This window comes from Pseudomonas sp. S37, assembly GCF_016658545.1.
In the GTDB taxonomy this organism is placed as follows: Bacteria; Pseudomonadota; Gammaproteobacteria; order Pseudomonadales; family Pseudomonadaceae; genus Aquipseudomonas.
In genome coordinates, this window is sequence record NZ_JACVZC010000030.1 from 21,098 (window position 1) to 44,572 (window position 23,475).

A 23,475-nucleotide genomic window follows, 5' to 3' on the forward strand; every position below is an offset into this window, starting at 1 on the left:
GTCGCGATAGGGCTGCAGAGCAGCCCCCGGCAAGGTCTGTTACTTGATACGCTGCCCTGGCTTGGCGCCGCTGTCCGGGCTCAGCAGGTAGATCTCTTCGCCACCAGGGCCGGCTGCCATGACCATGCCCTCGGACACGCCAAAGCGCATCTTCCGTGGCTTGAGGTTGGCCACCATCATGGTCAGGCGGCCTTCCAGCTTGGACGGGTCAGGGTAGGCCGACTTGATGCCGGAAAACACGTTGCGGCGCTCGTCACCAATGTCCAGGGTCAGTTGCAGCAGCTTGTCGGCGCCTGGTACGGCTTCGGCCTTGACGATCAGCGCCACGCGCAGGTCGACGGCCGCGAAGGTGTCGAACTCGATTTCCGCCGACAGCGGGTCCTTGGTCAGCTCGCCATTGCCGGCCGGGGCCTTGGCTTCGGCCGCCAGCAGGTCTTCTTTACTGGCGGCGACCATGGCTTCGACCTTGGCTGGCTCGATGCGGCTCATCAGTGCCTTGAACGGGTTCAGCTGGTGGTTTTCCAGGCGCGACTGGTGGTCGTTCCAGGTCAGCGGGGCAACGTTGAGGAAGGCCTCGGCGTCGGCCGCCAGCAGCGGCAGTACCGGCTTGAGGAAAATCACCAGCTGGCGGAACAGGTTGATGCCCTGGGCGCAGATGGCCTGTACTTCGTCCTGCTTGCCTTCCTGCTTGGCCAGCGACCACGGCGCCTTGTCGGCGATCCAGGCGTTGGCGCGGTCGGCCAAGGCCATGATTTCGCGCATGGCACGGCCGAAGTCGCGGCCCTCGTAGGCTTCGGCGATGGATGGCGCCGCCGCCAGGAAGGCCTCGGTCAGCTCAGGCGCGGCATCACCGCTTACCATCACACCTTCATTGCCCTTATGGATGAAGCCGGCACAGCGGCTGGCGATGTTGACCACTTTGCCCACCAGGTCAGAGTTGACCTTCTGCACGAAGTCTTCCAGGTTCAGGTCCAGGTCGTCGACGCCACGGCCCAGCTTGGCCGCGTAGTAGTAACGCAGGTACTCCGGCTGCAGGTGGTCCAGGTAGGTGCGGGCCTTGATGAAGGTGCCGCGCGACTTGGACATCTTCGCGCCGTTGACGGTCAGGTAGCCGTGCACGTTGACGGCGGTCGGCTTGCGGAAGCCGGCGCCTTCGAGCATGGCTGGCCAGAACAGGGCGTGGAAGTTGACGATGTCCTTGCCGATGAAGTGGTACAGCTCGGCCTTGGAGCCTTCGTTCCAGAATGCGTCGAAGTCCAGCTCCGGACGGCGGGCGCAAAGGTTCTTGAAGCTGGCCATGTAGCCGATTGGCGCATCCAGCCACACGTAGAAGTACTTGCCTGGCTCACCCGGGATTTCGAAGCCGAAGTACGGCGCGTCGCGGGAGATGTCCCACTCTTGCAAGCCCGAGTCCAGCCATTCGGCCAGCTTGTTGGCGACCGCATCCTGCAGGGTGCCGCTGCGGGTCCACTGCTGCAGCATGGCCTGGAAGTCCGGCAGCTTGAAGAAGAAGTGCTGCGAATCACGCAGTACCGGGGTGGCACCGGAGATGGCCGACTTGGGGTTCTTCAGCTCGGTAGGCGCGTAGGTGGCGCCGCATTTTTCGCAGTTGTCGCCGTACTGGTCTTCGGCCGCGCACTTGGGGCAGGTGCCTTTGATGAAGCGGTCGGCCAGGAACATGCCCTTTTCCGGGTCGAAGTACTGGGTCACCGAACGGGTGGCAATGTGTCCGGCATCACGCAGGCGCGAGTAGATCAGGCTCGACAGTTCGCGGTTTTCTTCGCTGTGGGTGGAGTGGAAGTTGTCGAAGTCCACCAGGAAGTCGGCGAAGTCGCTGCTGTGCTCGGCCTGGACATTGGCGATCAGCTGTTCCGGGGTGATTCCTTCCTTTTCGGCGCGCAGCATGATGGCCGAACCGTGGGCGTCGTCGGCGCAGACGTAGATGCACTGGTTGCCGCGTAGCTTCTGGAAGCGCACCCACATGTCCGTCTGGATGTACTCCAGCATATGGCCAAGGTGGATCGATCCATTGGCATAGGGCAGGGCGCTGGTGACGAGAATCTGACGTGGCTCGGACATGGTGGCTCGGCTACTTATCTGGCTCGGGGTAAAAATGAGGGTGATCGGCCACTATAAAGGGCTGGCGAAGATATTTCACCCCGCAAGCGCATCTGCTGACGATTGACGGGTTAGGATAGGCGCCTGTTTTACATTCAGTTTGCCAATGGGAGTCTCCATGAGTGCCGTCACCCGTGCCGCCGTCGAAGGCGTGCTTCGCCAGTACACCGACCCCTACCTGAACCAGGACCCGGTCAGCGCCGGTTGTGTGCGCGCCATCGATATCCAGGGCGGGCAGGTCAACGTGCAGTTGCAGTTGGGGTATGCCGCCGGGCTGTTCAAGAACGGCTGGGCCCAGGTGCTGCAGACCGCCATCGGCAACCTCGAGGGTGTCAGTGGCGCCCAGGTGTCGATCGACTGCGTGGTGGCGGCGCACAAGGCCCAGGCCCAGGTGCCGGCCATGGCCAACGTCAAGAACATCATTGCCGTGGCCTCGGGCAAGGGCGGCGTCGGTAAGTCGACCACCGCAGCCAACCTGGCCCTGGCGCTGGCCCGCGAAGGTGCGCGGGTCGGTATTCTTGATGCCGATATCTACGGCCCCAGCCAGGGCGTGATGTTCGGTATCGCTGAAGGCACCCGCCCGCAGATTCGCGAGCAGAAGTGGTTCGTACCGATCAAGGCCCATGGTGTGGAAGTCATGTCCATGGCGTTTCTCACCGACGACAATACGCCGATGGTCTGGCGTGGCCCGATGGTCTCCGGCGCACTGCTGCAGCTGGTGACGCAAACGGCCTGGGATGACCTGGATTACCTGGTGATCGACATGCCACCGGGTACCGGCGACATCCAGCTGACCCTGGCGCAGAAGGTGCCGGTGGCCGGTTCGGTAATTGTTACCACGCCGCAGGACCTGGCCTTGCTGGATGCCAAGAAGGGCGTGGAGATGTTCCGCAAGGTCAACATCCCGGTGCTGGGCGTGGTCGAGAACATGGCTGTGCACATCTGTTCGAACTGCGGCCATGCCGAGCACCTGTTCGGTGAAGGCGGTGGCGAGAAGCTGGCCAGCCAGTATGGCGTCGATCTGCTGGCATCGCTGCCACTGTCGATGCTGATCCGCGAGCAGGCCGACAGCGGCAAGCCCACGGCGATTGCCGAGCCGGAAAGCCAGATTGCCATGGTCTATCAGGAACTGGCCCGCCAGGTGGGCGCGCGGATCGTGCTGCAGGAAGCTGCGGCGCCGGCGATGCCGAGCATTACCATCAGCGAGGACTGAAGTTCGCGTGGGCTTCTTCGCGGGTGAACCCGCTCCCACAGGTACAGCACAAGCTTCAAGTCCTGTGCAGTCCTTGTGGGAGCGGGTTCACCCGCGAAGAAGTCATCACCGGTTTTTCCGTCAGGCATAAAAAAACCCGCCAGAAGGCGGGTTTTTTGAAAGCTAAAAAGCTAGATCGACTTAGGCGATCTGAACTTCTTCAGCCTGCATGCCTTTCTGGCCGCGGGTAGCGACGAAAGTAACAGCCTGGCCTTCTTTCAGGGTTTTGAAGCCGTCAGCTTGGATGGCTTTGAAGTGCACGAACAGGTCGTCGCCCGACTGAGGGGTGATGAAGCCGTAGCCTTTCTCATCGTTGAACCACTTAACAACACCGGATTGACGGTTGGACATTTTTCTGTCTCCTTGGACAATTTGATAACGGTCAGGAAAAACCCTGCCCGGGACTGAGCGCAAAGAGAGCAGAAAATTCAGCGATGGGCCGATCAGGATCGTGCATCAAACTAGAGATTCTCGGTGTCACGTGCAGCACAGTGGCGCCACCTTACCCCACTTTCCGCAACCTGCCAATGGTCTGAAGGCGCTTTACGCAAATTCGGATCGGCGGCGGCTGCAGCCCCCGCCCGGCGCGGGATGTGGCATGGAACTTTAACCTGGGCGCCGGGACCGGTAAGATGCGCAGCACGATTTTTACCCCGCAACTCTCTCAGGACACCCGCCATGAGCATCAAATCGGACAAGTGGATTCGCCGCATGGCGCAGGAACACGGCATGATCGAGCCGTTCGTCGAGCGGCAGGTGCGCGGCGAGCAAGACAGCCGGGTCATCTCCTTCGGCGTTTCCAGCTACGGCTACGACGTGCGCTGCGCCGACGAATTCAAGGTGTTCACCAATATCAATTCGGCCACCGTCGACCCGAAAAACTTCGATGCCGGCAGCTTCGTCGACATCAAGAGCGACGTGTGCATCATTCCGCCAAACTCGTTCGCCCTGGCCCGCACCGTCGAGTATTTCCGAATTCCGCGTGACGTGCTGACCATCTGCCTGGGCAAGAGCACCTACGCCCGTTGCGGCATCATCGTCAACGTCACCCCACTGGAACCCGAGTGGGAGGGCCACGTGACACTGGAGTTCTCCAACACCACCACGCTGCCGGCAAAGATCTACGCCAACGAAGGCGTGGCCCAGATGCTGTTCCTGCAGTCCGACGAAGAGTGTGAAGTGTCGTACAAGGACCGCGGCGGCAAGTACCAGGGCCAGCGCGGCGTCACCCTGCCGCGTACCTGAGCCGACAAGCGCGGGGAATTACCCGCGCCTTTGGCACTCCAACGGAGTAACGCTGGTGCGCATGATGCGCATCGGCCCCGTCAGGAGCAGCCAATGAAACTCCATCCCGCAATCAGTGCCAAGCTGGCAGGCCTGCAGCCCAACCACATCGGGTTGTTGCCCTGGTCACTGCTGGCGCACCCGCTGCCGATGCAGGCGGGGGGCGTGCCCCACCAGCCTGGTCCCGATACCCCACAACCGCCGCAACCGGGTGAAACACCGCCCATGGAGCCCGGCGAGCCGACCTTGCCGGACGAGCCACCTCCCGCGCCTGTCGCCTGAGCGCTGTTACAGCGGCCAGACCCGGTCGGCACCGGTCAGGTACACCTGGCTGGTGTTGCTGGGGGTGATTTCCCAGCCACCGGTGAATTCACCGAATGCCGGGAGCAGGCTGACGTGCCCATCGATCAGGAAGCAAGGCAGGCGCAAGCGCTGGCGCGCCTTGCCGCGCAGGACGAAGACCGGGTGCACATGGCCCGCCAGTACGGGGTGTGTCGGGTGAGGTGCGGGTTCATGCTGCAGGGCAAACGGGCCTGACAGCCACGGTTCGTCCTTGACTTCGATACCGAGCGAGGCGGGTGGATCGCCGGCGTTGCGATCATGATTGCCGCGTATCAGCACGATTTCCAGGTGTTCATGCCGTTCCCGCCAGGCGTGCAATCGGGCCATTGTTGCGGGCGCCCTGGCTGTGCGTGCATGCAGGAAGTCGCCCAGCACGATCAGCTGTTCGCAGTCATATCGGCCCAGCAGGGTATCCAGGCGGGCGAGGGTGGCCTCGGTGGTGCCCCGTGGCACGGGTTGGTGCAGCGCGCGGTAGCTGGCGGCTTTGCCGATGTGCACGTCGGCTACCAGCAGTGCGCGGCGGGCGGGCCAGTAGATGGCTTTGTCAGGGAGCAGCCAGAGCGTCTGGCCGCAGTGCTCAATGGACTGGTAATTCATGCAGCCTCAACCCCCTGGATCCGGGGCCGCTTTGCGGCCCTTTCGCGACGCAAGGCCGCTCCTACAGGGACGCGCGTACCCATGGCGATGCGCGGTCGCCTGTAGGAGCGGCCTTGCGTCGCGAAAGGGCTGCAAAGCAGCCCCAAAAACCCCAAAAGCATCACGTCATCCCCCACCCGCCGCATGCTCCAGCTCCGCCACCATCCGCGCAATCCGGTCCGCCAGCTTCTCGGTACTCAACGTCTCGCGCATCCCCTCCACCAGCAAGGCAAACGCCAGCGGCCCTGGCCGTTTCAGCTCGCGCAGATCCAGCCGCAACCCAGCCATTTCCAGCAGCTGCCGGCGCAGCCGCTCAATCTCCAGCTCCTCGCTCAACACCTCATCCCGCGCCTGGCCAAGCAGCAGGTTGCCGGCATCGTGCTTGCGAAACACCTCATAGAACAGCCCACTCGACGCCTGGATCTGTCGGGTGCTCTTCTGCGCCGCCGGGTAGCCACCAAACACCAGCCCGGCAATCTGGGCGATCTCGCGGAAGCGTCGCAATGCCATCTCGCCTGCGTTCAGGCTGGCCAGCACATCCTCCAGCAGATGCTCGGTGCCCAGTGCCCGTGGCAAGTGCGTCGCCCAGTCCACATTGCCAGGGCTGAGCAGCTCGAACCCGTAGTCATTGACGGCAATCGACACTGACAGAGGCTGCTCCCGGCTGACCCGCCAGGCAACAAGGTTGGCCAAGCCCAGGTTGGCCATGCGCCCGGCGAACGGGTACAGGAACAAGTGCCAGCCCTGACGGGATTTGTAAGTCTCGGCCAGTAACGTGCCGGTGGTGGGTATGGCCGACCACAGTGCCTGCAAGGCCAGTAACGGTCGCACCGCGCGCATTTCCGGGCCGTCGAAACGGTCATGCGCCGCGGCATCGAGTTGCTCCACCACGGCATCGGCCAACTCGCCGGACAGCGGCATGCGCCCGCCGTTCCAGCGTGCCACCGCCGCTTTGCGGGCCGTGCTGCGACGCACGTAGGCAGTCATGTTCTCTACCCGCACCAACTCCAGTACCCGCCCGGCAAACACCAGCGTATCGCCTGGCCGCAGGCGGGCGATGAACGCTTCTTCGACACTGCCCAGCGTCTTGCCTCCACCCCCCTTGCTCCAGAACTTCAATTGCAGGTTGGCATCGCTGACGATGGTGCCGATGGCCATGCGGTGGCGCCGTGCGAGGCGTTCGCTGGCCACGCGGTACACGCCGTCGGCCTGGCGTTCAACGCGCTGGTAGTCCGGGTAGGCAGTAAGCGAACTGCCACCGTGGCAGACGAAATCCAGTGCCCACTGCCATTGGCTGTCGCGCAACCCGGCAAAAGCCCAGGTGCTGCGCACTTCGGCCAGCAATTGCTCGGGGCGAAAGCCATTGCCCAAGGCCATGCTGACCAGGTGCTGCACCAGCACGTCCATGCACAGCCGTGGTGAGACGCGCGCTTCAATATGCCCGGCTTGCAGTGCCTGGCGAGCCGCTGCGGCTTCCACCAACTCCAGGCTGTGCGTGGGGACCAGGGTGATCCGCGAGCGCCGCCCTGGCGCGTGCCCTGAGCGACCGGCACGTTGCATCAGGCGGGCAATGCCCTTGGCCGAGCCAATTTGCAGCACCCGTTCCACCGGCAGGAAGTCCACGCCCAGGTCCAGGCTGGAGGTGCACACCACCGCCTTCAGGCTGCCCTGCTTGAGGCTGCGCTCGACCCAGTCGCGGGTAGCCCGGGCCAACGAGGCATGGTGCAAGGCAATCAGCCCGGCCCAGTCCGGGCGGGCTTCAAGCAGGGCCTGATACCACAGTTCGGCTTGGGCACGGGTATTGGTGAATACCAGGCAGCTGGCACTGGCATCGACTTCCTGGCTGACCTGGGCGAGCATTTTCAGGCCCATGTGCCCGGCCCACGGGAAGCGCTCGATCGCTGCCGGCAGCAAGGTGTCGACCTGCAGCGCCTTGTCCTGCCGGCCCTGTACCAGCTGGCCGCCTTGCGGCAGCAGCACATCCAGCGCGTGCTGCAGGTTGCCGAGGGTGGCGGAAAGGCCCCAGGTCATCAGGCCGGGTTGCCACTGGCGCAGGTGGGCAAGGGCCAATTGCAGTTGCACCCCGCGTTTGTTGCCAAGCAACTCGTGCCATTCGTCCACCACCACCAGGCGCAGCGTGGCGAAATCCTCGTGTGCCTGGGCCCGGGTCAGCAGCAAGGTCAGGCTCTCGGGCGTGGTGACCAGCACGCTGGGCAGGCGCCGGGCTTGCCGGGCGCGCTCGGCACTGCCGGTGTCGCCGCTACGCACACCCACGCTCCAGGTCAGCGCCAGTTCATCGAGCGGCACCTGCAAGGCGCGGGCGGTGTCGGCGGCCAGCGCGCGCATGGGCGTAACCCACACCACCTGCAACGGCGCAGGCTGGCGCCCCTGAGGCAGGGCCTTGAATGCCCGGATTGCGGCCAGCCATACCGCGTAGGTCTTGCCGGCACCGGTGCTGGCATGCAGCAGGCCGGATTCGCCACGCTCTACGGCCGCCCATACGCGGCGCTGGAAGGCGAAAGGTTTCCAGCCACGTTTGGCGAACCAGGCATTGGCGAGGTCGGTGAAGGGGGGCATAAAGCGGGCAGTCCCTCAAAGGCTGTGCTTCTACAGACCGCCCGCTGCCGGCAATGGTTTTACCGGATCAATTGCCCAGCAGGTAGCCGCTGCGGCAAACCTGGTCGCCGGCCACATGGGCGATGACCATCCCGGCAGTGGCCATGCGCCGTACGCTGCGCGCGTACAACAGGCCGGGCTGGCTGTTATGCACGGCAGTTACCCGGTCGCTGAGCGGGTCGATGACTTCGGCGATCAACTGGCCGGCCTCCAGGCGCTGGCCGGGTTTGGCGTGGTACACCAGCAACCCGCCCAAGGGGGTCGCCACCGGCTCCACGGCGGCCAGCGGTGTGGCCGGGTAGGGCAAGGCGGGCAAGGCGGGGCTGGTGCCCTCGATAACGCCTGCATGGGTCAGGAAGTCGAGGATGGCTTGGCAGTCCTTGCTGGCCAGGCCGTGGCTGACGTCGGCCTGGCCGCGTAACTCGACGGTGACCGAGCAGCAGCCCAGCGGGATCGGGAAGCGCTTGCCAAAACGTTGCTGCAACTGCCACCAGACCAGGCTGAAGCATTCATCGAACGACTGCCCGCCCGAATCGGTGGCAAGCAGGCTGGCCTGGGCGCCCAGGTAGCGGGCCAGCGGTTCGATCTGTGGCCAGGCGTCTGGCGTGGTGTACAGGTGCTCGACCGCTTCGAAGTCGCAGTGCAGGTCCAGCACCAGGTCGGCATCGCAGGCCAGGCGTTGCAAAATCAGGCGTTGGGCCTGCAGCGGCGTGCGTGCCGGGTGCGCGTCCAGCCCCCGGCGCAGGTATTCGCGGATCAGGGCAATGTTGTGTACCGGGTCCTGGCTCAGGTGTTCTTCGATCTGGTCGCCAATGCTGTCTGAAAGGTCGACGAAATTGCGGTTGAAGTTCTCGCCGCTTTGCAGCTCGAAGCGCCCCAGTGGCGCATCCAGCAGCACCTGTTCCAGGCCAACCGGGTTGGCCACGGGTACCAGGATGATCTCGCGCTGCAGGCGGCCCTGCTGTTCCAGTTCTGCCAGGCGGCGCTTGAGGTGCCAGGCCACCAGCATGCCAGGCAGCTCGTCGGCGTGCAGCGAGGCCTGGATGTAGACCTTGCCGCCACCGCGGGGGCCGAAGTGGAAACTGTGCAGTTGGCGGGTAATGCCCGGAACGGGTGAGAGCAGGTCGTGGGTTGAATGGTGCATGGTGGTCCTGGCTGCGTGGCGAAAACGGTCTGCGACACGGGTCGGCACACAGATAGAAGCACAGTTTTTGGTCTTGCGCCTCCATCGGTGTCGCCTTGGCCACCGAGTTGGCTTCTTCGCGGGTAAACCCGCTCCCACAGGGACCACACAGGATTAGGCTTTTGTGCATGACCTGTGGGAGCGGGTTTACCCGCGAAGAAGCCAACTCGCTCCCGAACTTGTCTCAGGCCAGCAATGCTTGCAGGGTCGCCAGGTCATCCGCCTCTTCCACCGGTTTGTCCAGCCGCCAGCGCAGCATGCGTGGAAAGCGCACGGCAATACCGCTCTTGTGGCGGCGGGACAAAGCGATGCCTTCGAAGCCCAACTCGAACACCAGTGTGGGTGTCACGCTGCGCACCGGGCCAAAGGTTTCCACAGTAGTCTTGCGGATAATGCCATCGACCTTGCGCATTTCTTCGTCACTGAGCCCGGAATAGGCCTTGGCAAAGGGCACCAGTGCCCGCCCCGGCGTGCCGGCCGGCGCATCCCACACGGCGAAGGTGTAGTCGCTGTACAGGCTGGCCCGACGGCCGTGGCCGCGTTGGGCATAGATCAGCACGGCATCGACGCTGAACGGGTCGATCTTCCATTTCCACCAGGTGCCCATGTCCTTGGTGCGGCCCACGCCATACAGGGCTTCGCGCTGCTTCAGCATCAGGCCTTCGACGCCCAGGCTGCGCGACCGCTCGCGCTGGCGGGCAAGGTCGGCCCAGTTCGGGCCTTCGAGCAGCGGCGAGAGCAGCACCGGGGCCAGCGGGTGCTCATCCACCAGGCGTTCCAGTTGGCTGCGGCGCTCATGTTGAGGCCGACTGCGCCAGTCCTCGCCTTGCCACTCCAGCAGGTCGTAGGCCTGCAGCACCACCGGCGCATCGTTCAGCAGCTTTTTGCCCAGCGTTTTGCGCCCGATGCGCTGCTGCAGCAAGGCAAACGGCTGTACGGCCAGTTCAGCCCCCGCATTCCCTGGTTTCCACACCAGAATTTCCCCGTCGAGCACCACGCCATCGGGCAACGTCTGCGCCAGGCTGTGCAGTTCGGGGAAACGGTCAGTCACCAGTTCCTCGCCACGCGACCACACCCATAGCTGGCCTTCGCGCTTGACCACCTGGGCGCGAATGCCGTCCCACTTCCATTCGATCTGCCAGGCACTTGGCGGCCCGAGCAAGGCATCGAACTGCTCGCTTGGCGCCTGCAGCGGGTGGGCCAGGAAGAAGGGGTAGGGCTGGCCGCCACGCTGGCTGTGCTCATCGGCGGACTCCGCGGCGATCAGCTTCTGGTAGCTGGCGGCCGTGGGGCGATGGCTGATATCGGTGTAGCCGACCAGGCGCTGGGCCACGCGTTTGGCGTCCAGCCCGGCCAGCTGCGCCAAGGCGCGGGTGACCAGCAATTTGGACACGCCCACGCGAAAGCTGCCGGTGATCAGCTTCAGGCACAGCATCAGGCTGGGCCGGTCCAGCTGTGCCCAGAGCGCTGGCAGGCGCTGCTGGATCTGCTCGGGCGGCAGCCCGCGCAAGGGCAGCAAGTGTTGTTCAACCCAGGTGGCCAGGCCTTCTTCGCTGCCTTCGGCGTGCCGCGGCAGCAGCAGCGAAATGGTCTCGGCCAGGTCGCCCACGGCCTGGTAGCTTTCCTCGAACAGCCAGTCCGGCAGGCCGGCCAGGGCCGTGGCCAGTTCGCGCAAAAGGCGCGTAGGGACCAATTGGCGCGGGCGCCCGCCGGCCAGGAAGTACACCGCCCAGGCGGCATCTTCGGCGGGGGCCGTGCTGAAGTAATCGCGTAGCGCTTCGAGCTTGGCGTTGCTGGAGGTGGTCGCGTCCAGGCGCAGGTACAACGCGGCGAAAGCTTTCATGGCGAAGGCTCGGTGTTCGGCACGTCGTCCTCTTCACCGTACTCGGTGACGAAGGCCCGGGCATCCAGGTCTTGTTCATTGAGGTAGCGCACCAGCACGTTGACCGAGCCATGGGTGACCATCACCCGTTCGGCGCCGGTCTGGCCGATGGCCCACAGCAAGCCGGGCCAGTCGGCGTGGTCGGAAAGCACGAAGCCCCGGTCCACGCCACGGCGTCGGCGGGTGCCGCGCAGCAGCATCCAGCCACTGGCAAAGGCATCGCTGTAATCGCCAAAGCGGCGCATCCAGCTACTGCCGCCCGCCGACGGCGGGGCCAGCACCAACGCCTGGCGCAGCAAGGGGTCATTGCGCGGGATGTCGCCGGCATAGCGGGTTTGCGGCAGGTAGACCCCGGCATCCCGGTAAACCCGGTTAAGCGGCTCGACGGCGCCGTGCACCAGGATCGGGCCGATGCTGGCGTCCAGCCCGTGCAGAATTCGCTGTGCCTTGCCGAAGGCATAGCAGAATAGCACGCTGGCTTTGCCCTGCTCGCAGTTGGCCCGCCACCAGGCATTGATGCCGGCGAAGATTTCGCTTTGGCTGGGCCAGCGGTAAATCGGCAGGCCGAAGGTCGATTCGGTAATGAATGTATGGCAAGGCACCGGTTCGAAGGGCGTACAGGTGCCATCGGGCTCTACCTTGTAGTCACCAGAGGCGACCCACACTTCACCCTGGTACTCCAGGCGCACCTGCGCCGAGCCCAGTACATGCCCGGCCGGGTGCAGGCTAAGGGTGACGCCGTGGTGCAGCAGGCGCTCGCCGTAGGGCAGGGTCTGCAAATCGATGTCCTGGCCCAGGCGGCTGCGCAGGATCCCGGCGCCGGGGCTGGCGGTCAGGTAATGGCCGTTGCCGGTACGCGCGTGGTCGCCGTGGCCATGGGTGATCACGGCGCGCTCCACGGGCCGCCACGGGTCGATATAGAAATCACCAGGCGGGCAGTACAGGCCTTCGGGGCGGGCGATTACGAGGTCCATGGCACAACGTCTGGCGGAGGGCTTGTTAGCTCAGAGCGCGGCAGTTGCCAGGAAGTTCGAATCGCTGGAGGCAGCCCTGCGAGGGGCTGCCGGGGCTTGCATCAGGAAATGGCAATTTTCCAGCCCGACTGCCTGGCTTCTTCGATGCTCACTTTGGCCAGGCGCGCGATGTTGAGGCGCTTGCCGTTGTGCATCAGGTAGGGGGAGGTGCGCAGGTAATTCCACGCAGTGGCCGAATCGGACTGCAGGTCTTCGCTGTCGTAGGTCAGTTCCAGGGTGGCTGGCGAAGTAGCGGCAGGTGCGCAGATGTCACCGTCGCTGATCATGCGGTAATCGGCAGTTTCAGTGCCAACCCAGACCTGCGCGTTGACGGTGGCACCTTCCGGCACTTCGATGCTGGCGGGCCAGGAAATTTCGATTTTCAGAGTTTCGGTAGCCATGGTAGTGCTCCTTTGTCTTGAGGGTCGCACTCGTCGGGGTGACGAGTGCGGGACGAGGAGCTTATTCAGTGGCCCGGCCACCCGGCAGAGGGAAGGCCAGCCGCTAGCGGCCCGGGGTCAGGGTGAGCCGCTGGTTGCCATACGCGCGCCCAAAGTTCTGCTGTTGCAGCGGCAGGCTCATGAAGCGGCCTTTGAACCAGGCATCCAGCCCGTCGCTGTAATGCGCGCTGGCCGGGTTGCCGGACTGGCCGCTGCTGGTCAGGACCTGCAGCGGTTCGGCCTGGCCGAAGTCGACGATCATCCGCGCCGAGGCCGGCAGGTGGGTGTCGAAATTACTGCCCCAGGCGTACGGCGTCAGGGCCAGGGTGGTGAAGTCGCCACCTGCGGCGAGCGGCGAACGGCTGAGGGCATCGCCCAGGCCATGGTAGGCCGGTGCTGGCCAGCGGTACTGGTGCAGCTTGCCCCACTGCCAGGCGCGGCGGTCAGCGCCCAGCTGGGCGGTGCCGGCATTCATTGCGCCAGCCAGGCTGCGGGCGAGGATGGCCGGCTTGTCTTCTTTCTGCGGGGTGTTGCGGTCATCCCAGAACGGGCTGTCATCGCGCCCCAGCAGGTGATCGGCCTGTGCCGAGAACGACAACTGCGCATTGCTGACAAAGGCCTGCCAGGCTGGGCCGGACTCCGGGCCCAAGTCATCGAGGAAGGTCTGCCGCGCCACTTCCTGCAGGAACAGCTCGTACAGTGCGGCATCCGCCGACACCGGGCTTAGGCGGCCATCGAACGCCTTGAGCCGGGCCAGTGCCTCACGGGCCTTGTCGCGCTGTGCGGCTGGCAGGGCATCGATTGCCTGCTGCAGCGGCTGGGCCATGCCGGGGGCGTCGAACATCTGCTTTAGCTTGTCGGCCAGCAGGGTCACCTGGTCGTTCTGCAGGGCCATCAGGCTGCGGCTGTCATGGCGGCCATTGCCGGCCAGCTGGGCCAGGCGCTCGGCGCGCTCGGGGTAATACCAGCTGCTGGACAGCTGCATGCCGTAACCACGCGGCTGGCTGCGCTGGTTGGCGTGGCCGATCCAGCCGGCGGGTGGGTCCTGGTCGTACGGGTGCAGCATCGGGTCGGCATAGCCGTCCCAGTCATAGCGCCCGTCCCAGCCCGGCGAGGGCAGCAGGCCCTGGCCTTCGCGGCGGTTGGGGTAGCGGCCACTGACTTGCCAGCCGATGTGCTCGGGCTCGGCGAACACGAAATTAAGGGCTGCAGCGGTCACTTCACGGGTGCTGTCGAAGGCCCGCTCCAGGTTGCTGGCGCGGGTCAGGTCGAACAGTGCATCCAGGCTGCGGTCGCCCTTGAACTGCGGCAGGTTCAGTGCCAGGCCCAGGCTGGCGTTGTCGGGCTGGGCCAACAGGGTGCCGTGGCGAGTGTCATACATCACTTCACGCAGTGGCCGCTGGCCACGCACGAAGAAGGTTTCGCTACGGGCACGGGCGGGCAGCCATTTGCCGTCTGCCAGGTAGCTCAGCTGGCTGCCCTGGCGGCGCAGTTGTTCGAGGAACAGGTCCTGATTGTCGGCCATGACCGCGCTGCTGCTCCAGGCCAGTTTACCGTTGTAGCCGGCCAGCACGATCGGCAGGCCGGGTAATGACAGGCCGGCAACCTGGTACTTGCTGGTATGGATCTGTACCGGGCTCAGGGCCCAGGCGGCGCGGCTGTCGCTGGCCAGCAGGCTCTTGCCGCTGCGGCTGCGTTGCGGGCCCAGTGCCAGGTTGGCCGAACCCGGGCTGCCGAGCAGGTTGAGGTCGGCCAGCTTCTGGCTGGCAGCCGCCAGGGCAGGCAGCCCCGGTAACTGGCTGGCCAGGTTCAGGCCCTTGAGCTTGTCCACTTCGCTTTCAGCCAATGGCTCATCCGGGGCGCCGGGCAGCAGCCAGGCCAGCTTGTCGCTGCCGGCCTTTTGCGCCAGGGTCAGTGCGCTGAGTTCTTCCTGCAGGTTCACCGACTGGCTGAACGCGTACAGGCAGAAGACCAGCGCCGAGTCTTCAGGCTTCCAGTACTCCGGGCGATAGCCACTGTTGGCCAGGTCGGCTGGCAACTTGTCGCGGTAGCGGAACAGGTAGGCGTTGACCCCGCGCGCGTACACTTCAAAGAAGCGCTTGAGCCGTGGCGAGGCGTCGGCGTACTGCTGGGCGGCACTCTGCTTGAGGTTGGCGGCACGCATCAGGCGGTCGATGTCCAGCGCTTCGCTGCCGGCCAACTCGGCCAGGCGACCCTGGGCCAGCAGGCGCATGGCCAGCATCTGCTCGATGCGGTCGCCGGCGTGCACATAGCCCAGGCTGAACAGCGCGTCATGGAAGCTGCTGCTTTCGATCAGCGGTGCCCCCATGGCGTTGCGCCGTACCGAAACGTTCTGCGCCAGGCCCTTGAGCGGCTGTACGCCGCTGGTCGGTGGCACGCTGTCCTGGTAGCCGCCCGTCTGGCAGCCGGCCAGCCCGAGCATGCCGAGCAGCGTGGCAGCGGTTACGAACCGCGGGCGGAAGGGAGGAAAGGCGGGGGCGGCCATGACAAGGGCTCCTGCAAGGCGAGGCTGGTGTGGAAAGGCGCTAAGGTAGTAAGCGCGCAGGCGCCATGCAAGGTCCCAGGTCGGTTTATTTACCTGCGGCAGGTCAAACGTCGAAATGGTCGGCCAGGGTGTCGGAAAAATGCGTGCAGTTGATACGAGCGTAGCGCCGGTAGTCACGGGTAACCGCAAATGCAGAACCGGGCATCAGCAGGATCTTGTGTTGCTCCAGTTTGCGTATCAAGGGGTGCAGGTCGGGCAGGTCCGGGTGGTAGACCCACAGGAACATACCCCCCTGTGGCGCAATCTCGAACTGCCAGCCGCGTTCCAGCAACAAGCGCTGGGTCTGCACTTGCTGGCGAATCAGGCGCTGCTGCACATCCTTCATGTGCCGGGCATAGGTGCCATCCGACAATATGGTATTGACGAAGCGCTCGCAGAACGCCGGGACGGCAACGCACGTCAGCAGTTTCAGGCGGGTCAGCGGTTCGATCAGGTCTTGCGAGCAGGCAATGAACCCCACGCGCAGCGAGGCCGACAGGCATTTGGAGAAGCTGCCGATGTAGATGACCCGGTCCAGGTTGTCCAGCTCGGCAAAGGTCTGGCGCACGGCCGGGCTGAAGTCGCCATACACATCGTCCTCGACCACGTAGAATTCATGTTCCACCGCCAGGCGCAGCACACTGAAGGCATTGTGCGGGCTGATGTTGCTGCCGGTCGGGTTGTGAAAGGTGCTGTTGCAGAAGAACGCCCTGACCTTGTGCCTGGCCAGGTAGTTGCGCATTTCTTCCACGTCCGGCCCGTCCTGAGTGCGCCGGATGCCCACCACGTGGCCACCGGCCAGCTGGATCAGCTTGATCAGGTTGCCATTGCCCGGCTCGTCGACAAACACGTGGTCGCCCGGCTTGATCAGTAACCGTGCAACCAGGTCCAGGCCTTGGGTGGCGCCCAGCGTGGTCAGCAGCTGGTTGGGGCGGGCTTCAACCCGGGTCAGCCGTTTCATGTGCACACACAGCTGTTTGCGCATGGGCAGATAGCCCTGGATATCGCCGTACTCCGCCAGCGAGCTTTGCTCCAGCCGCGCCGTGCGCCGAATCGCCTTGGCCAGTAGTTCGGTGTCGCGCCACGCCGGTGGCAGCCAGCCACTGCCCAGTTTGGTGTAGTGCTGGCCGCCCTGCAGCAGCCGGAACAGCGGGTCGCCCGCCATGCACTCGGGTTCGTGGATCACGCTTGCTTGCCGGCTGCGGGTGGCGACGAAGTAGCCGCGCCCGGGTGAAGCTGTCAGCACCCCTTCGCTGACCAGTTGGGCATAGGTCGACACCACGTCGTGGTAACTGAAATCGACTGCAGCCGTCAGCTTGCGGATGGAAGGCATGCGTTGCCCAGGCAACCACTCACCTGCATCCAGGCGTTGCTTGAGCAGTTGATGAAGGCTGCAGGTGCTCATGGCAGGTCTCAAACCGTTAGAAAAAAAAGCCTAACAGTTAACGGAAATGCTTGTCGACTGTTCGTTTGCAAATGGCCATTACCTGCCACTATCCCCTTGTCGGAACTTTCGGCTGCCAGCAAAGGCAGCACTTTTAGCGTCTGTGCAAACCAGACAACTGGATAACGAGCCCTGCACCTATGGACATGCAATCAGCCGTCATTGCCAGGCTTCCTGTGCCTGATGAACTGGAGTCATACAAAGTTGTAAAAAACCTTGTGACCTCTGCGTTACTGGAGTGCTGTTCAATTGAAGAATTCGAAACGCTGAAAAATACAGATGTCATTGAAAGTGTCACCGGGCAGGCGCATGCCGACTTGCTGGCGTTTGCCACCAAAGACCCGGCGGCCGGCCGCGACCTGGTATTCATTGCCAGAACTTACACTTCTTATTCGGCGGTTTTGCATTATCGACTTGCCCATTGGGTGTACAGCAATAGTGCTGCGGTATACGGGGCCGGCGGCCAATGCCTGGCGGCCATGATTTCCCGGCGCGGGAAGATGCTCTCGGGGGCAGAAATCCATTTCCGCAGCAGCATCGGCGCGCGCTTCATCATCGATCACGGCATGGGTACCGTCATCGGTGAAACCTCGACCATTGGCGACGACTGCTACGTGCTTGGCGGCGTCACCCTAGGCGCCCGCGGTATCAGCGACAACCCGTCGAGTGCCCGGCACCCGACCCTCGGCAACCGCGTACAGATAGGCGCTTTCGCCAGTGTACTGGGTGCAATCCATATCGGTGACGGCGCCTTTATCGGGCCGGGCTGCATTGTTACCAAAGACGTTCCTGCCGCCGCCAGGGTGCAGGTTAAAACATCATTGCAGGTGGTACTTGAATCATGAACGCTCTGAACTATGAAGTTTTGCGCAATACCGAGAAGCTGTATTACAAAGACCAATACCTGGCCGGTGCCAATACGCAAGTAACACGGGTGCACAGTGATGGCATCGAGTTGCAAAGTACCGTGGCCTATCCGGAAGGCGGCGGTCAGGAAGCTGACTTCGGCACAATTGAATTACCGATCGGCACTGTGCGCTTTGTCTGGGTGAAAAAACTGTACGGCAGTCCCATTCGCCTGGAAGGTTTCAAAGGCGGAAAACTGGGCGGCATCATTATTCACAGCCTGCACCCGGACGACCTGCACTTGCTGGACGATGTCACCGTCGGCATGCCGGCCCGCGTCACCATCGATATCGAACGGCGCGAACGGCTAACACTGTCGCACAGTGCCAGTCACTTCCTGTATGCCGCTGCCGTCGGGCTGCGTGAAGAACTGAAGCAATGGACCATCGGCTGCCATATCAAGGAGGACACGGCACGTTTCGACTTCCTGGTCGAGGACGCCTTCACGGCCGAAGAGGTGGTTGAAATAGAGCGGCGGGCGAATGAGCTGATCGGCTGCGATGCGCCCATCGAGCATTACGCGGTCGAGGGGCTGGAAGACGCGCGTTTGTGGACTTACGACGGCATCGAGATCCCGTGCGGTGGCACGCACCTCGATTCACCGCGGCGCATCGGGCGCCTGAGCGTCAGGCGCAAACGCCTGGGCAAAGGCAAGGAACGGCTGATCTGCGTGTTCCCCGAGGCCGAAATCGACCTGTCCACCTACCACGAGCACTCACTATGAGCAGCACCCTGCCGCGGCGCACGTATCTGTATTTCACCGCACAGTCGATCAACCTGACTACAGCCGTCATGTCGGTGACCATGGCTGCCATCGTCGGCGCTGCCCTGGCGCCGGACGCCGCATGGTCCACGGTGCCCTACGGGTTTCAGTTCCTGTGCCTGATGCTGGCAACCTATCCGGTTTCCAGGCTGATGAGCCGCATCGGCCGCAAGAAGGCCTTCATGCTGGGCGCGATCCCCCTGGCACTGTCTGGCGTCAGCGGCTTTCTGGCGGTGGAGCACCAGCATTTCGCAACCTTGGTATTCAGCCATTCGGCGTTGGGCGTTTACATCGCCTTCGCCAACTTCAACCGCTTTGCGGCCACCGACAACCTTTCCCAGGCGTTGAAGCCCAAAGCCCTTTCGCTGGTCGTGGCCGGCGGTGTGATTGCCGCCGTGGTCGGGCCGACGCTCACCGAGTGGTTACGTGACGTAGGCGGTTACCCCCTGTTTTCGCTGTGTTATGCCGCGTTTGTCGGCCTGGCGCTGCTGTCACTGCTGATTGCCCTGTGCCTGCCCAACGATACCGGCATGGCCAGTGCAGCCAACAGCACCGCCAGGTCGACCAGTACTCGCAACGAGCCGTTAAGCCCGAGCGTTATCGTGGCAATGGCTGTCGCGGCGCTGGGCTACGGCATCATGAACCTGCTGATGATTCAGGCCTCGATGCACATGAAACACATGCATGAGGACTTCACTGATGTGCGCCTGGCGATCCAGTGGCATGTGATAGCCATGTTCGCGCCCTCGTTCTTCACCGGCGCGATCATCCAGCGTCTGGGCATTCGTACCACCATCTGTGCGGGCCTGGCGCTTTTGATCGGCTGTTCGGCGCTGAATATCTGGTCGCACAGCTACGCCATGATGACCTTGGCACTGGTTGCCCTGGGGCTGGGCTGGAACCTGACCTATGTCGGTGGCGGCGCGTTGCTGGCCCAGTCGCTGCAGAACAGCCCGGCAGCGATGCAGATGCAGGGCAAGAACGACCTGGGCATTGCCATCTTCGCCACCATCGGTGCGTTCAGCCCTTCGCTGTTGCTGAGCACGGTCGGTTGGGACGGCACCAATGCCATCTGCATGGCCCTGTGCATCGGGCTGCTGGTTGCCACTGCTGGCCTGCTGCAGAACAAGGCCTGCCTGCAAACCTCTATGGAAGGTAGCCGCAAATGAGCGAGCTCATCAGCGTCAGCGATCGTATCTACACCAAGCTGGAAATGAACAACCCGGGCGGCAGCCACAAATACCGGGCGGCCCGGCGCATCGTCGAACATGCTGTGCGCAATGGCGACATCATTCCCGGGGTGACAACCGTCATCGAAAAAACCGGAGGCAGTTTTGGCTTCGGCTTGCTGGCGGCCTGCCACAAGTACCAGGTGGCGGTAGAGCTGGCGGTAGGGCTGAGTTTCAGCCAGACCAAGCGGGACTTGCTGGAGTGTTTCGGTGCCCGGCTGATTGGCAAGGAAATGCTGATGGCCGGTGCCACCCCCAAGGATGTGGTAATGCACCATCTGGAGCACCAGGCCGAGCTGGGCAAGTCATACTTCTACACCGACCAGTTCAACAACCCGGTGGGTATCGAAGCCCACCGTTACCAGACAGCCAGCGAGCTGGCGCTGCAGTTGACCAATGCCGGGGCCGGCAAGGAAATCCTGTTTGTCGGTTGCGCGGGAACGGGTGCCAGTTTTACGGGGATCACCCTGGGGCTGAAGGACCATGGCTTCGAGGTGTCTACGGTGCTGGTCGACCCCAGTGGCTGTGACTCGAGGGCTGGCGTGTTCACCGATCACCGTTTTGAGGGCATGGCGGTGGGCGTGTGCCCGCCGTTCATGGACTGGTCGCTGGTGGATGAGCGGGCGCAGGTGCAACACCCGGAGATGCTGGCTGCGCAGCGCTGGTTCTACATGCAAAGTGGCATTTTTGTCGGTAATACCGCTGCGGCCTGCCTCGCGGTTGCCCAGCGCATGGCCCAGCACCCGCGCTATGTCGGTACCACGCTGGTGACCATCGCCTATGACGCCGGCCTGTGGTACCAGGATTTGCTCGGCGCGAACCGGCGCAAGGCGGCGTAGGAGCGGGTTTACCCGCGAAGAATGCGACGCGGTGTATGGCACCGGCTTTGCCGGTGTTCGCGGCTAAAGCCGCTCCTACAGGGACCGCGCAGCCTGAGGCTTGTACCCTACCTGTGGGAGCGGGTTCACCCGCGAAGAATCGAGTGCGGTGTATGGCACCGGCATAGCCGGTGTTCGCGGCTGAGGCCGCTCCTACAGGGACCGCGCCAGCCTGAGGCTTGTACCCTAGCTGTGGGAGCGGGCGTGCCCGCGAAGAATGCGACGCGGTGGATGGCACCGGCATAGCCGGTGTTCGCGGCTGAAGCCGCTCCTACAGGGACCGCGCTAGCCTGAGGCCTTTACCCTACCTGTGGGAGCGGGTTCACCCGCGAAGAATGCGACGCGGTGGATGGCACCGGCGTAGCCGGTGTTCGCGGCTAAAGCCGCTCCTACAGCCTCTCCTGCAAAAAGCAGCCGGTCAGGCGCCGTGGCACTTCTTGAACTTTTTCTCGCTGCCGCACGGGCACGGGTCGTTACGGCCAACGTCCTTCAGGGCGTTGCGTACCGGCTCCTGATGGCCGTGGTTGCAGTGCGGGCCGTGCACATGGCCGTGATCGTGATCATGGTGGTGGTCATGGTCGTGGTTGCAGTCAGGGCCATGAACGTGGGGTTGTTGGGACATTGCAGGGTTACTCCGGGAAGTGATCGCCGGGGATTATCTCACCACTGCGCGATAAGTGCAGGTCTCGATGAATCAGTAGCCCTGTCGCCAGTTCGGCCTGAAGGGTGTAATGCAGCGGTTGCCCGCTTTTCAGCAGCTTGGCCAGGGGTTTCAGTTGCTGCCACAGGTTGGTCCGCGCGGTGATCTTGAAGGTGCGCCGGGCATGCCCGCCCACGCTGCGCCAAAGGCTTTCTTCATCCTGCACCAGCAGCAGGTCGTTGAGGCGTACGGTATACGACAGGCTGCGGATGAACAGGCGGCTGTCATTGGGGTTGTCGACCTGTACGTGCAGTACGAACTCTTGTTGCAGCAACCTGGCCTTGACCGTTTCGACCTCGACCAGGTGCACTTCAGGTTCACGCCAGTCATCACCGCCCCAGCTGGCGCAGCCCGTCAACCACGCCATCAGCGTACCGAGTAGCAGCAGACGGGCGTGTTGGATCATGCTCAGTTCTCCATGTAACTGGCGCAGCACTTCTTGAATTTCTGCCCGCTGGCGCAGGGGCAAGGGTCGTTGCGCCCGGCCTTCAGGCCGACCGTAGGGTCGATGAAGTACCAGCGCCCGGCGTGCTGCACGAACGCGGAGCGCTCGCGGTGCTGGTGGTCGCCGTCCGTGTCGTGCCAGCGCGCGGTGAAGGTGACAAAAGCGTGCTCCGGCTGGCCACCCAGCACCTCTGCGCTTTCCACTTCCAGGCCCAGCCAGGTGCTCTGGGCGCTCCAGGTGGCCATGGCGGCGCGGTCCAGGCCGGCTTGCTGGGCCGGCAGGGTGGTGGCCACCAGGTAGTCGACCAGGCCCAGTACGTAGGCACTGTAGCGCGAGCGCATCAGCGTCTGGGCATCCGGTGCCGGGGTACCGGCATGGTAATGCCCGCAGCAGGCGTCAAGCAGGTTGCCACTGCCGCAAGGGCAGACCGAGACACTCATCATTACCACCAGTACTTGCCGAAGTTTTCAGGGTTGGCCCAGAACCGGGCGTTGAGCCAGTCCGGGACCTGCTTGTAATCATGTAGATCATAGGTGAACAGGCTCAAGACCTGCTGGTCGCGGCAGAATTTCTCGCTGGCCGACAGGGCCAGGGCAAAAAAGTCGGTGTCCTGCCAGCCGCAGGCGGCCAGGTCGGCCAGCACGGCAACCCGGCTGGCATTGAGGTTGCGGATGCCGCCCAGCAGCTCCAGGCCGGTGCGTTTGGGCAGGTGTTCCAGGCAGTCCACCAGCACCGCCAGGTCGAAACGCTGGGCCGCCAGCTCGGCTGGCAGCGGGCCCGGGGCCGCGCTGGCGATGGTCACTTGCGGGTGCGCCTGGGCGAAGGCGTCCAGCGCCGGGAAGCGCGTGCCCACCAGCAGCAGGCGTTGCGGGGTAAAGCGTTCGAGCAGGGCCGCCAGGGCCTGCTGCGGGGTGCGTTGGGAAAAACCGTCGGTCATTGCCAATCCTCGTTCAAGTCGTCCAAGACTAGCGGGCCGCGGCTTGCGGGCAAAGAGGCATGTGACCGCGTCGTGGCTTATTGCTGGCAGCATTGGAATGCGCGGTCTTTACTCCCAGAGATCGGCCTTATGCCGATTCCCCCTAGGAGAAGCAATGAAATGAGCATAGTACGCACAGCGTTACCCCTGGTACTGCTCACCAGTGTGTTGACTGGTTGTGCAGGTTTGCAAAAAACCGACTGGCCGAAATGTGCCGCCGTCGGGGGTGTAGGCGGCGCTGCCCTGGGCGCCATCGAAAGTTCCAGCTGGGCTGGCTGGGGCGCGTTGCTCGGCGGTGGCCTGGCGGCGGGCTATTGCTGGGCCCATGGTGATGGCGACGAGGATGGCGATGGCGTGCCGGACAGCCGTGACAAGTGCCCAGGCACCCCGCGCGGTGTGCAGGTTGATGCCGATGGCTGCCCGCCACCTGCGCCTGCGGTGGTCGAGGAAGTGGTGGTGCAGAAGGAAGAAGTCATCGTCATCCGCGATGTGCACTTCGAATTCGACTCTGCGCGCCTGACCGCCAGCGACAAGCAACGCCTCAATACCATTGCCACGCGCCTGAAACAGGAAGCGCCCTCTGCCCGCCTGAGCGTCAGCGGCCATACCGACAGCGTCGGCTCCGACAGCTACAACCAGAAACTGTCCGAGCGCCGTGCCCATTCGGTAACCGATTACCTGGTCGAGGAAGGGGTTCCGCGCAGCAGCTTCATTTCGGTGATCGGTGCCGGTGAAACCCAACCGGTGGCAGACAATGCCACGGCTGAAGGGCGTGCCATGAACCGTCGTACCGAGATCAAGATCCAGCGTTGAAACGGCGTAT

At 63.8% G+C, this 23,475-nt stretch carries 22 protein-coding genes; 8 read left to right on the forward strand and 14 right to left on the reverse strand.

The window, feature by feature from the left end:
• Positions 1 to 39 precede the first annotated feature (39 nt).
• Positions 40 to 2,079, reverse strand: a complete 2,040-nt coding sequence (gene metG, locus IAE39_RS12480) for a methionine--tRNA ligase (RefSeq protein WP_201202762.1) — start codon at positions 2,077 to 2,079, stop codon at positions 40 to 42.
• A gap of 157 nt (positions 2,080 to 2,236) precedes the next feature.
• On the opposite strand from metG, the gene apbC reads away from it, so the two are divergent.
• A complete protein-coding gene (gene apbC / locus IAE39_RS12485; protein ID WP_201202764.1) occupies positions 2,237 to 3,331 on the forward strand; it encodes an iron-sulfur cluster carrier protein ApbC in 1,095 nt (364 codons plus the stop codon).
• Between the two features lie 180 nt (positions 3,332 to 3,511).
• Here the strand turns inward: apbC and IAE39_RS12490 are convergent, their stop codons facing one another.
• Entirely contained in the window at positions 3,512 to 3,721 is a 210-nt protein-coding gene (locus IAE39_RS12490; RefSeq protein ID WP_003254922.1) for a cold-shock protein, read from the reverse strand.
• 327 nt (positions 3,722 to 4,048) lie between these two features.
• On the opposite strand from IAE39_RS12490, the gene dcd reads away from it, so the two are divergent.
• Both dcd and IAE39_RS12500 read left to right on the forward strand, forming a co-directional pair.
• A complete protein-coding gene (gene dcd / locus IAE39_RS12495) occupies positions 4,049 to 4,615 on the forward strand; it encodes a dCTP deaminase (protein ID WP_003258001.1) in 567 nt (188 codons plus the stop codon).
• A gap of 93 nt (positions 4,616 to 4,708) precedes the next feature.
• Positions 4,709 to 4,936, forward strand: coding sequence for a hypothetical protein (locus IAE39_RS12500; protein WP_201202766.1), 228 nt, complete (start codon positions 4,709 to 4,711; stop codon positions 4,934 to 4,936).
• Positions 4,937 to 4,942: 6 nt separating this feature from the next.
• Here the strand turns inward: IAE39_RS12500 and pdeM are convergent, their stop codons facing one another.
• The 8 genes from pdeM to IAE39_RS12540 all read right to left on the reverse strand — a co-directional run bounded on the left by pdeM (position 4,943) and on the right by IAE39_RS12540 (position 16,716).
• Complete coding sequence (gene pdeM / locus IAE39_RS12505) at positions 4,943 to 5,593, reverse strand: ligase-associated DNA damage response endonuclease PdeM (RefSeq protein WP_201202768.1); 651 nt, start codon at positions 5,591 to 5,593, stop codon at positions 4,943 to 4,945.
• 165 nt (positions 5,594 to 5,758) lie between these two features.
• Entirely contained in the window at positions 5,759 to 8,209 is a 2,451-nt protein-coding gene (locus IAE39_RS12510; RefSeq protein WP_201202770.1) for a ligase-associated DNA damage response DEXH box helicase, read from the reverse strand.
• 67 nt (positions 8,210 to 8,276) lie between these two features.
• Complete coding sequence (locus tag IAE39_RS12515) at positions 8,277 to 9,392, reverse strand: succinylglutamate desuccinylase/aspartoacylase family protein (RefSeq protein ID WP_201202772.1); 1,116 nt, start codon at positions 9,390 to 9,392, stop codon at positions 8,277 to 8,279.
• Between the two features lie 223 nt (positions 9,393 to 9,615).
• Entirely contained in the window at positions 9,616 to 11,274 is a 1,659-nt protein-coding gene (locus IAE39_RS12520; RefSeq protein WP_201202774.1) for an ATP-dependent DNA ligase, read from the reverse strand.
• Positions 11,271 to 12,287, reverse strand: coding sequence for a ligase-associated DNA damage response exonuclease (locus IAE39_RS12525; protein WP_201202776.1), 1,017 nt, complete (start codon positions 12,285 to 12,287; stop codon positions 11,271 to 11,273). Before IAE39_RS12525 ends, IAE39_RS12520 begins: the two co-directional genes overlap by 4 nt.
• 101 nt (positions 12,288 to 12,388) lie before the next feature.
• The gene (locus IAE39_RS12530; RefSeq protein WP_201202778.1) at positions 12,389 to 12,727 is read right to left on the reverse strand and encodes a hypothetical protein; all 339 of its coding nucleotides are present in this window, start codon (positions 12,725 to 12,727) and stop codon (positions 12,389 to 12,391) included.
• 103 nt (positions 12,728 to 12,830) lie between these two features.
• Positions 12,831 to 15,272, reverse strand: coding sequence for a penicillin acylase family protein (locus IAE39_RS12535; RefSeq protein WP_201202779.1), 2,442 nt, complete (start codon positions 15,270 to 15,272; stop codon positions 12,831 to 12,833).
• Between the two features lie 103 nt (positions 15,273 to 15,375).
• Positions 15,376 to 16,716: an aminotransferase-like domain-containing protein gene (locus IAE39_RS12540; RefSeq protein WP_201202781.1), complete on the reverse strand. Its 1,341-nt coding sequence runs from the start codon at positions 16,714 to 16,716 to the stop codon at positions 15,376 to 15,378.
• A 179-nt stretch (positions 16,717 to 16,895) separates the two neighbouring features.
• Here IAE39_RS12540 and IAE39_RS12545 point away from each other — a divergent pair, with 179 nt between their 5' ends.
• From IAE39_RS12545 to IAE39_RS12560, 4 genes are read left to right on the forward strand one after another with little or no spacing between them, the layout of a single operon-like run.
• On the forward strand, positions 16,896 to 17,600 hold the full coding sequence (locus tag IAE39_RS12545) for a serine O-acetyltransferase (protein WP_201202783.1): 705 nt from the start codon (positions 16,896 to 16,898) through the stop codon (positions 17,598 to 17,600).
• On the forward strand, positions 17,597 to 18,385 hold the full coding sequence (locus tag IAE39_RS12550) for an alanyl-tRNA editing protein (RefSeq protein WP_201202785.1): 789 nt from the start codon (positions 17,597 to 17,599) through the stop codon (positions 18,383 to 18,385). The genes IAE39_RS12545 and IAE39_RS12550 overlap by 4 nt, the downstream gene beginning before the upstream one ends.
• Positions 18,382 to 19,593 (forward strand): MFS transporter, encoded by a 1,212-nt coding sequence (locus tag IAE39_RS12555; protein ID WP_201202786.1) that lies wholly within the window; start codon positions 18,382 to 18,384, stop codon positions 19,591 to 19,593. Before IAE39_RS12550 ends, IAE39_RS12555 begins: the two co-directional genes overlap by 4 nt.
• Entirely contained in the window at positions 19,590 to 20,492 is a 903-nt protein-coding gene (locus tag IAE39_RS12560; RefSeq protein ID WP_201202788.1) for a pyridoxal-phosphate dependent enzyme, read from the forward strand. Before IAE39_RS12555 ends, IAE39_RS12560 begins: the two co-directional genes overlap by 4 nt.
• Positions 20,493 to 20,949: 457 nt before the next feature.
• On the opposite strand, the gene IAE39_RS12565 is transcribed toward IAE39_RS12560, so the two are convergent.
• Genes IAE39_RS12565 through IAE39_RS12580 form a run of 4 tightly spaced genes read right to left on the reverse strand, consistent with a single transcriptional unit; the run spans position 20,950 to position 22,613 of the window.
• A complete protein-coding gene (locus IAE39_RS12565) occupies positions 20,950 to 21,153 on the reverse strand; it encodes an SEC-C metal-binding domain-containing protein (protein WP_110679145.1) in 204 nt (67 codons plus the stop codon).
• Positions 21,154 to 21,160: 7 nt separating this feature from the next.
• Positions 21,161 to 21,637, reverse strand: a complete 477-nt coding sequence (locus tag IAE39_RS12570) for an LEA type 2 family protein (RefSeq protein WP_201202791.1) — start codon at positions 21,635 to 21,637, stop codon at positions 21,161 to 21,163.
• Positions 21,638 to 21,639: 2 nt separating this feature from the next.
• Positions 21,640 to 22,116 carry a YchJ family protein gene (locus IAE39_RS12575; RefSeq protein WP_201202793.1) on the reverse strand — a complete coding sequence of 159 codons (477 nt, stop codon included), beginning with the start codon at positions 22,114 to 22,116 and terminating at the stop codon, positions 21,640 to 21,642.
• 2 nt (positions 22,117 to 22,118) lie between these two features.
• A complete protein-coding gene (locus IAE39_RS12580; protein WP_201202794.1) occupies positions 22,119 to 22,613 on the reverse strand; it encodes a DUF6231 family protein in 495 nt (164 codons plus the stop codon).
• 159 nt (positions 22,614 to 22,772) lie between these two features.
• Here IAE39_RS12580 and IAE39_RS12585 point away from each other — a divergent pair, with 159 nt between their 5' ends.
• Positions 22,773 to 23,465: an OmpA family protein gene (locus tag IAE39_RS12585; protein WP_201202796.1), complete on the forward strand. Its 693-nt coding sequence runs from the start codon at positions 22,773 to 22,775 to the stop codon at positions 23,463 to 23,465.
• Positions 23,466 to 23,475: the final 10 nt, after the last annotated feature.

Excerpts from the sequence above, each read along its gene's own strand:
- IAE39_RS12525 (WP_201202776.1), bottom strand. The coding sequence starts at position 12,287 with ATGGACCTCGTAATCGCCCGCCCCGAAGGCCTGTACTGCCCGCCTGGT.
- IAE39_RS12490 (WP_003254922.1), bottom strand. The coding sequence starts at position 3,721 with ATGTCCAACCGTCAATCCGGTGTTGTTAAGTGGTTCAACGATGAGAAA.
- IAE39_RS12570 (WP_201202791.1), bottom strand. The coding sequence starts at position 21,637 with ATGATCCAACACGCCCGTCTGCTGCTACTCGGTACGCTGATGGCGTGG.
- IAE39_RS12515 (WP_201202772.1), bottom strand. The coding sequence starts at position 9,392 with ATGCACCATTCAACCCACGACCTGCTCTCACCCGTTCCGGGCATTACC.
- IAE39_RS12550 (WP_201202785.1), top strand. The coding sequence starts at position 17,597 with ATGAACGCTCTGAACTATGAAGTTTTGCGCAATACCGAGAAGCTGTAT.
- apbC (WP_201202764.1), top strand. The coding sequence starts at position 2,237 with ATGAGTGCCGTCACCCGTGCCGCCGTCGAAGGCGTGCTTCGCCAGTAC.
- IAE39_RS12585 (WP_201202796.1), top strand. The coding sequence starts at position 22,773 with ATGAGCATAGTACGCACAGCGTTACCCCTGGTACTGCTCACCAGTGTG.
- IAE39_RS12500 (WP_201202766.1), top strand. The coding sequence starts at position 4,709 with ATGAAACTCCATCCCGCAATCAGTGCCAAGCTGGCAGGCCTGCAGCCC.
- pdeM (WP_201202768.1), bottom strand. The coding sequence starts at position 5,593 with ATGAATTACCAGTCCATTGAGCACTGCGGCCAGACGCTCTGGCTGCTC.
- IAE39_RS12510 (WP_201202770.1), bottom strand. The coding sequence starts at position 8,209 with ATGCCCCCCTTCACCGACCTCGCCAATGCCTGGTTCGCCAAACGTGGC.
- dcd (WP_003258001.1), top strand. The coding sequence starts at position 4,049 with ATGAGCATCAAATCGGACAAGTGGATTCGCCGCATGGCGCAGGAACAC.
- IAE39_RS12565 (WP_110679145.1), bottom strand. The coding sequence starts at position 21,153 with ATGTCCCAACAACCCCACGTTCATGGCCCTGACTGCAACCACGACCAT.
- IAE39_RS12520 (WP_201202774.1), bottom strand. The coding sequence starts at position 11,274 with ATGAAAGCTTTCGCCGCGTTGTACCTGCGCCTGGACGCGACCACCTCC.
- IAE39_RS12545 (WP_201202783.1), top strand. The coding sequence starts at position 16,896 with ATGGACATGCAATCAGCCGTCATTGCCAGGCTTCCTGTGCCTGATGAA.
- IAE39_RS12530 (WP_201202778.1), bottom strand. The coding sequence starts at position 12,727 with ATGGCTACCGAAACTCTGAAAATCGAAATTTCCTGGCCCGCCAGCATC.
- IAE39_RS12535 (WP_201202779.1), bottom strand. The coding sequence starts at position 15,272 with ATGGCCGCCCCCGCCTTTCCTCCCTTCCGCCCGCGGTTCGTAACCGCT.
- IAE39_RS12575 (WP_201202793.1), bottom strand. The coding sequence starts at position 22,116 with ATGAGTGTCTCGGTCTGCCCTTGCGGCAGTGGCAACCTGCTTGACGCC.
- IAE39_RS12540 (WP_201202781.1), bottom strand. The coding sequence starts at position 16,716 with ATGAGCACCTGCAGCCTTCATCAACTGCTCAAGCAACGCCTGGATGCA.
- IAE39_RS12580 (WP_201202794.1), bottom strand. The coding sequence starts at position 22,613 with ATGACCGACGGTTTTTCCCAACGCACCCCGCAGCAGGCCCTGGCGGCC.
- IAE39_RS12555 (WP_201202786.1), top strand. The coding sequence starts at position 18,382 with ATGAGCAGCACCCTGCCGCGGCGCACGTATCTGTATTTCACCGCACAG.
- metG (WP_201202762.1), bottom strand. The coding sequence starts at position 2,079 with ATGTCCGAGCCACGTCAGATTCTCGTCACCAGCGCCCTGCCCTATGCC.
- IAE39_RS12560 (WP_201202788.1), top strand. The coding sequence starts at position 19,590 with ATGAGCGAGCTCATCAGCGTCAGCGATCGTATCTACACCAAGCTGGAA.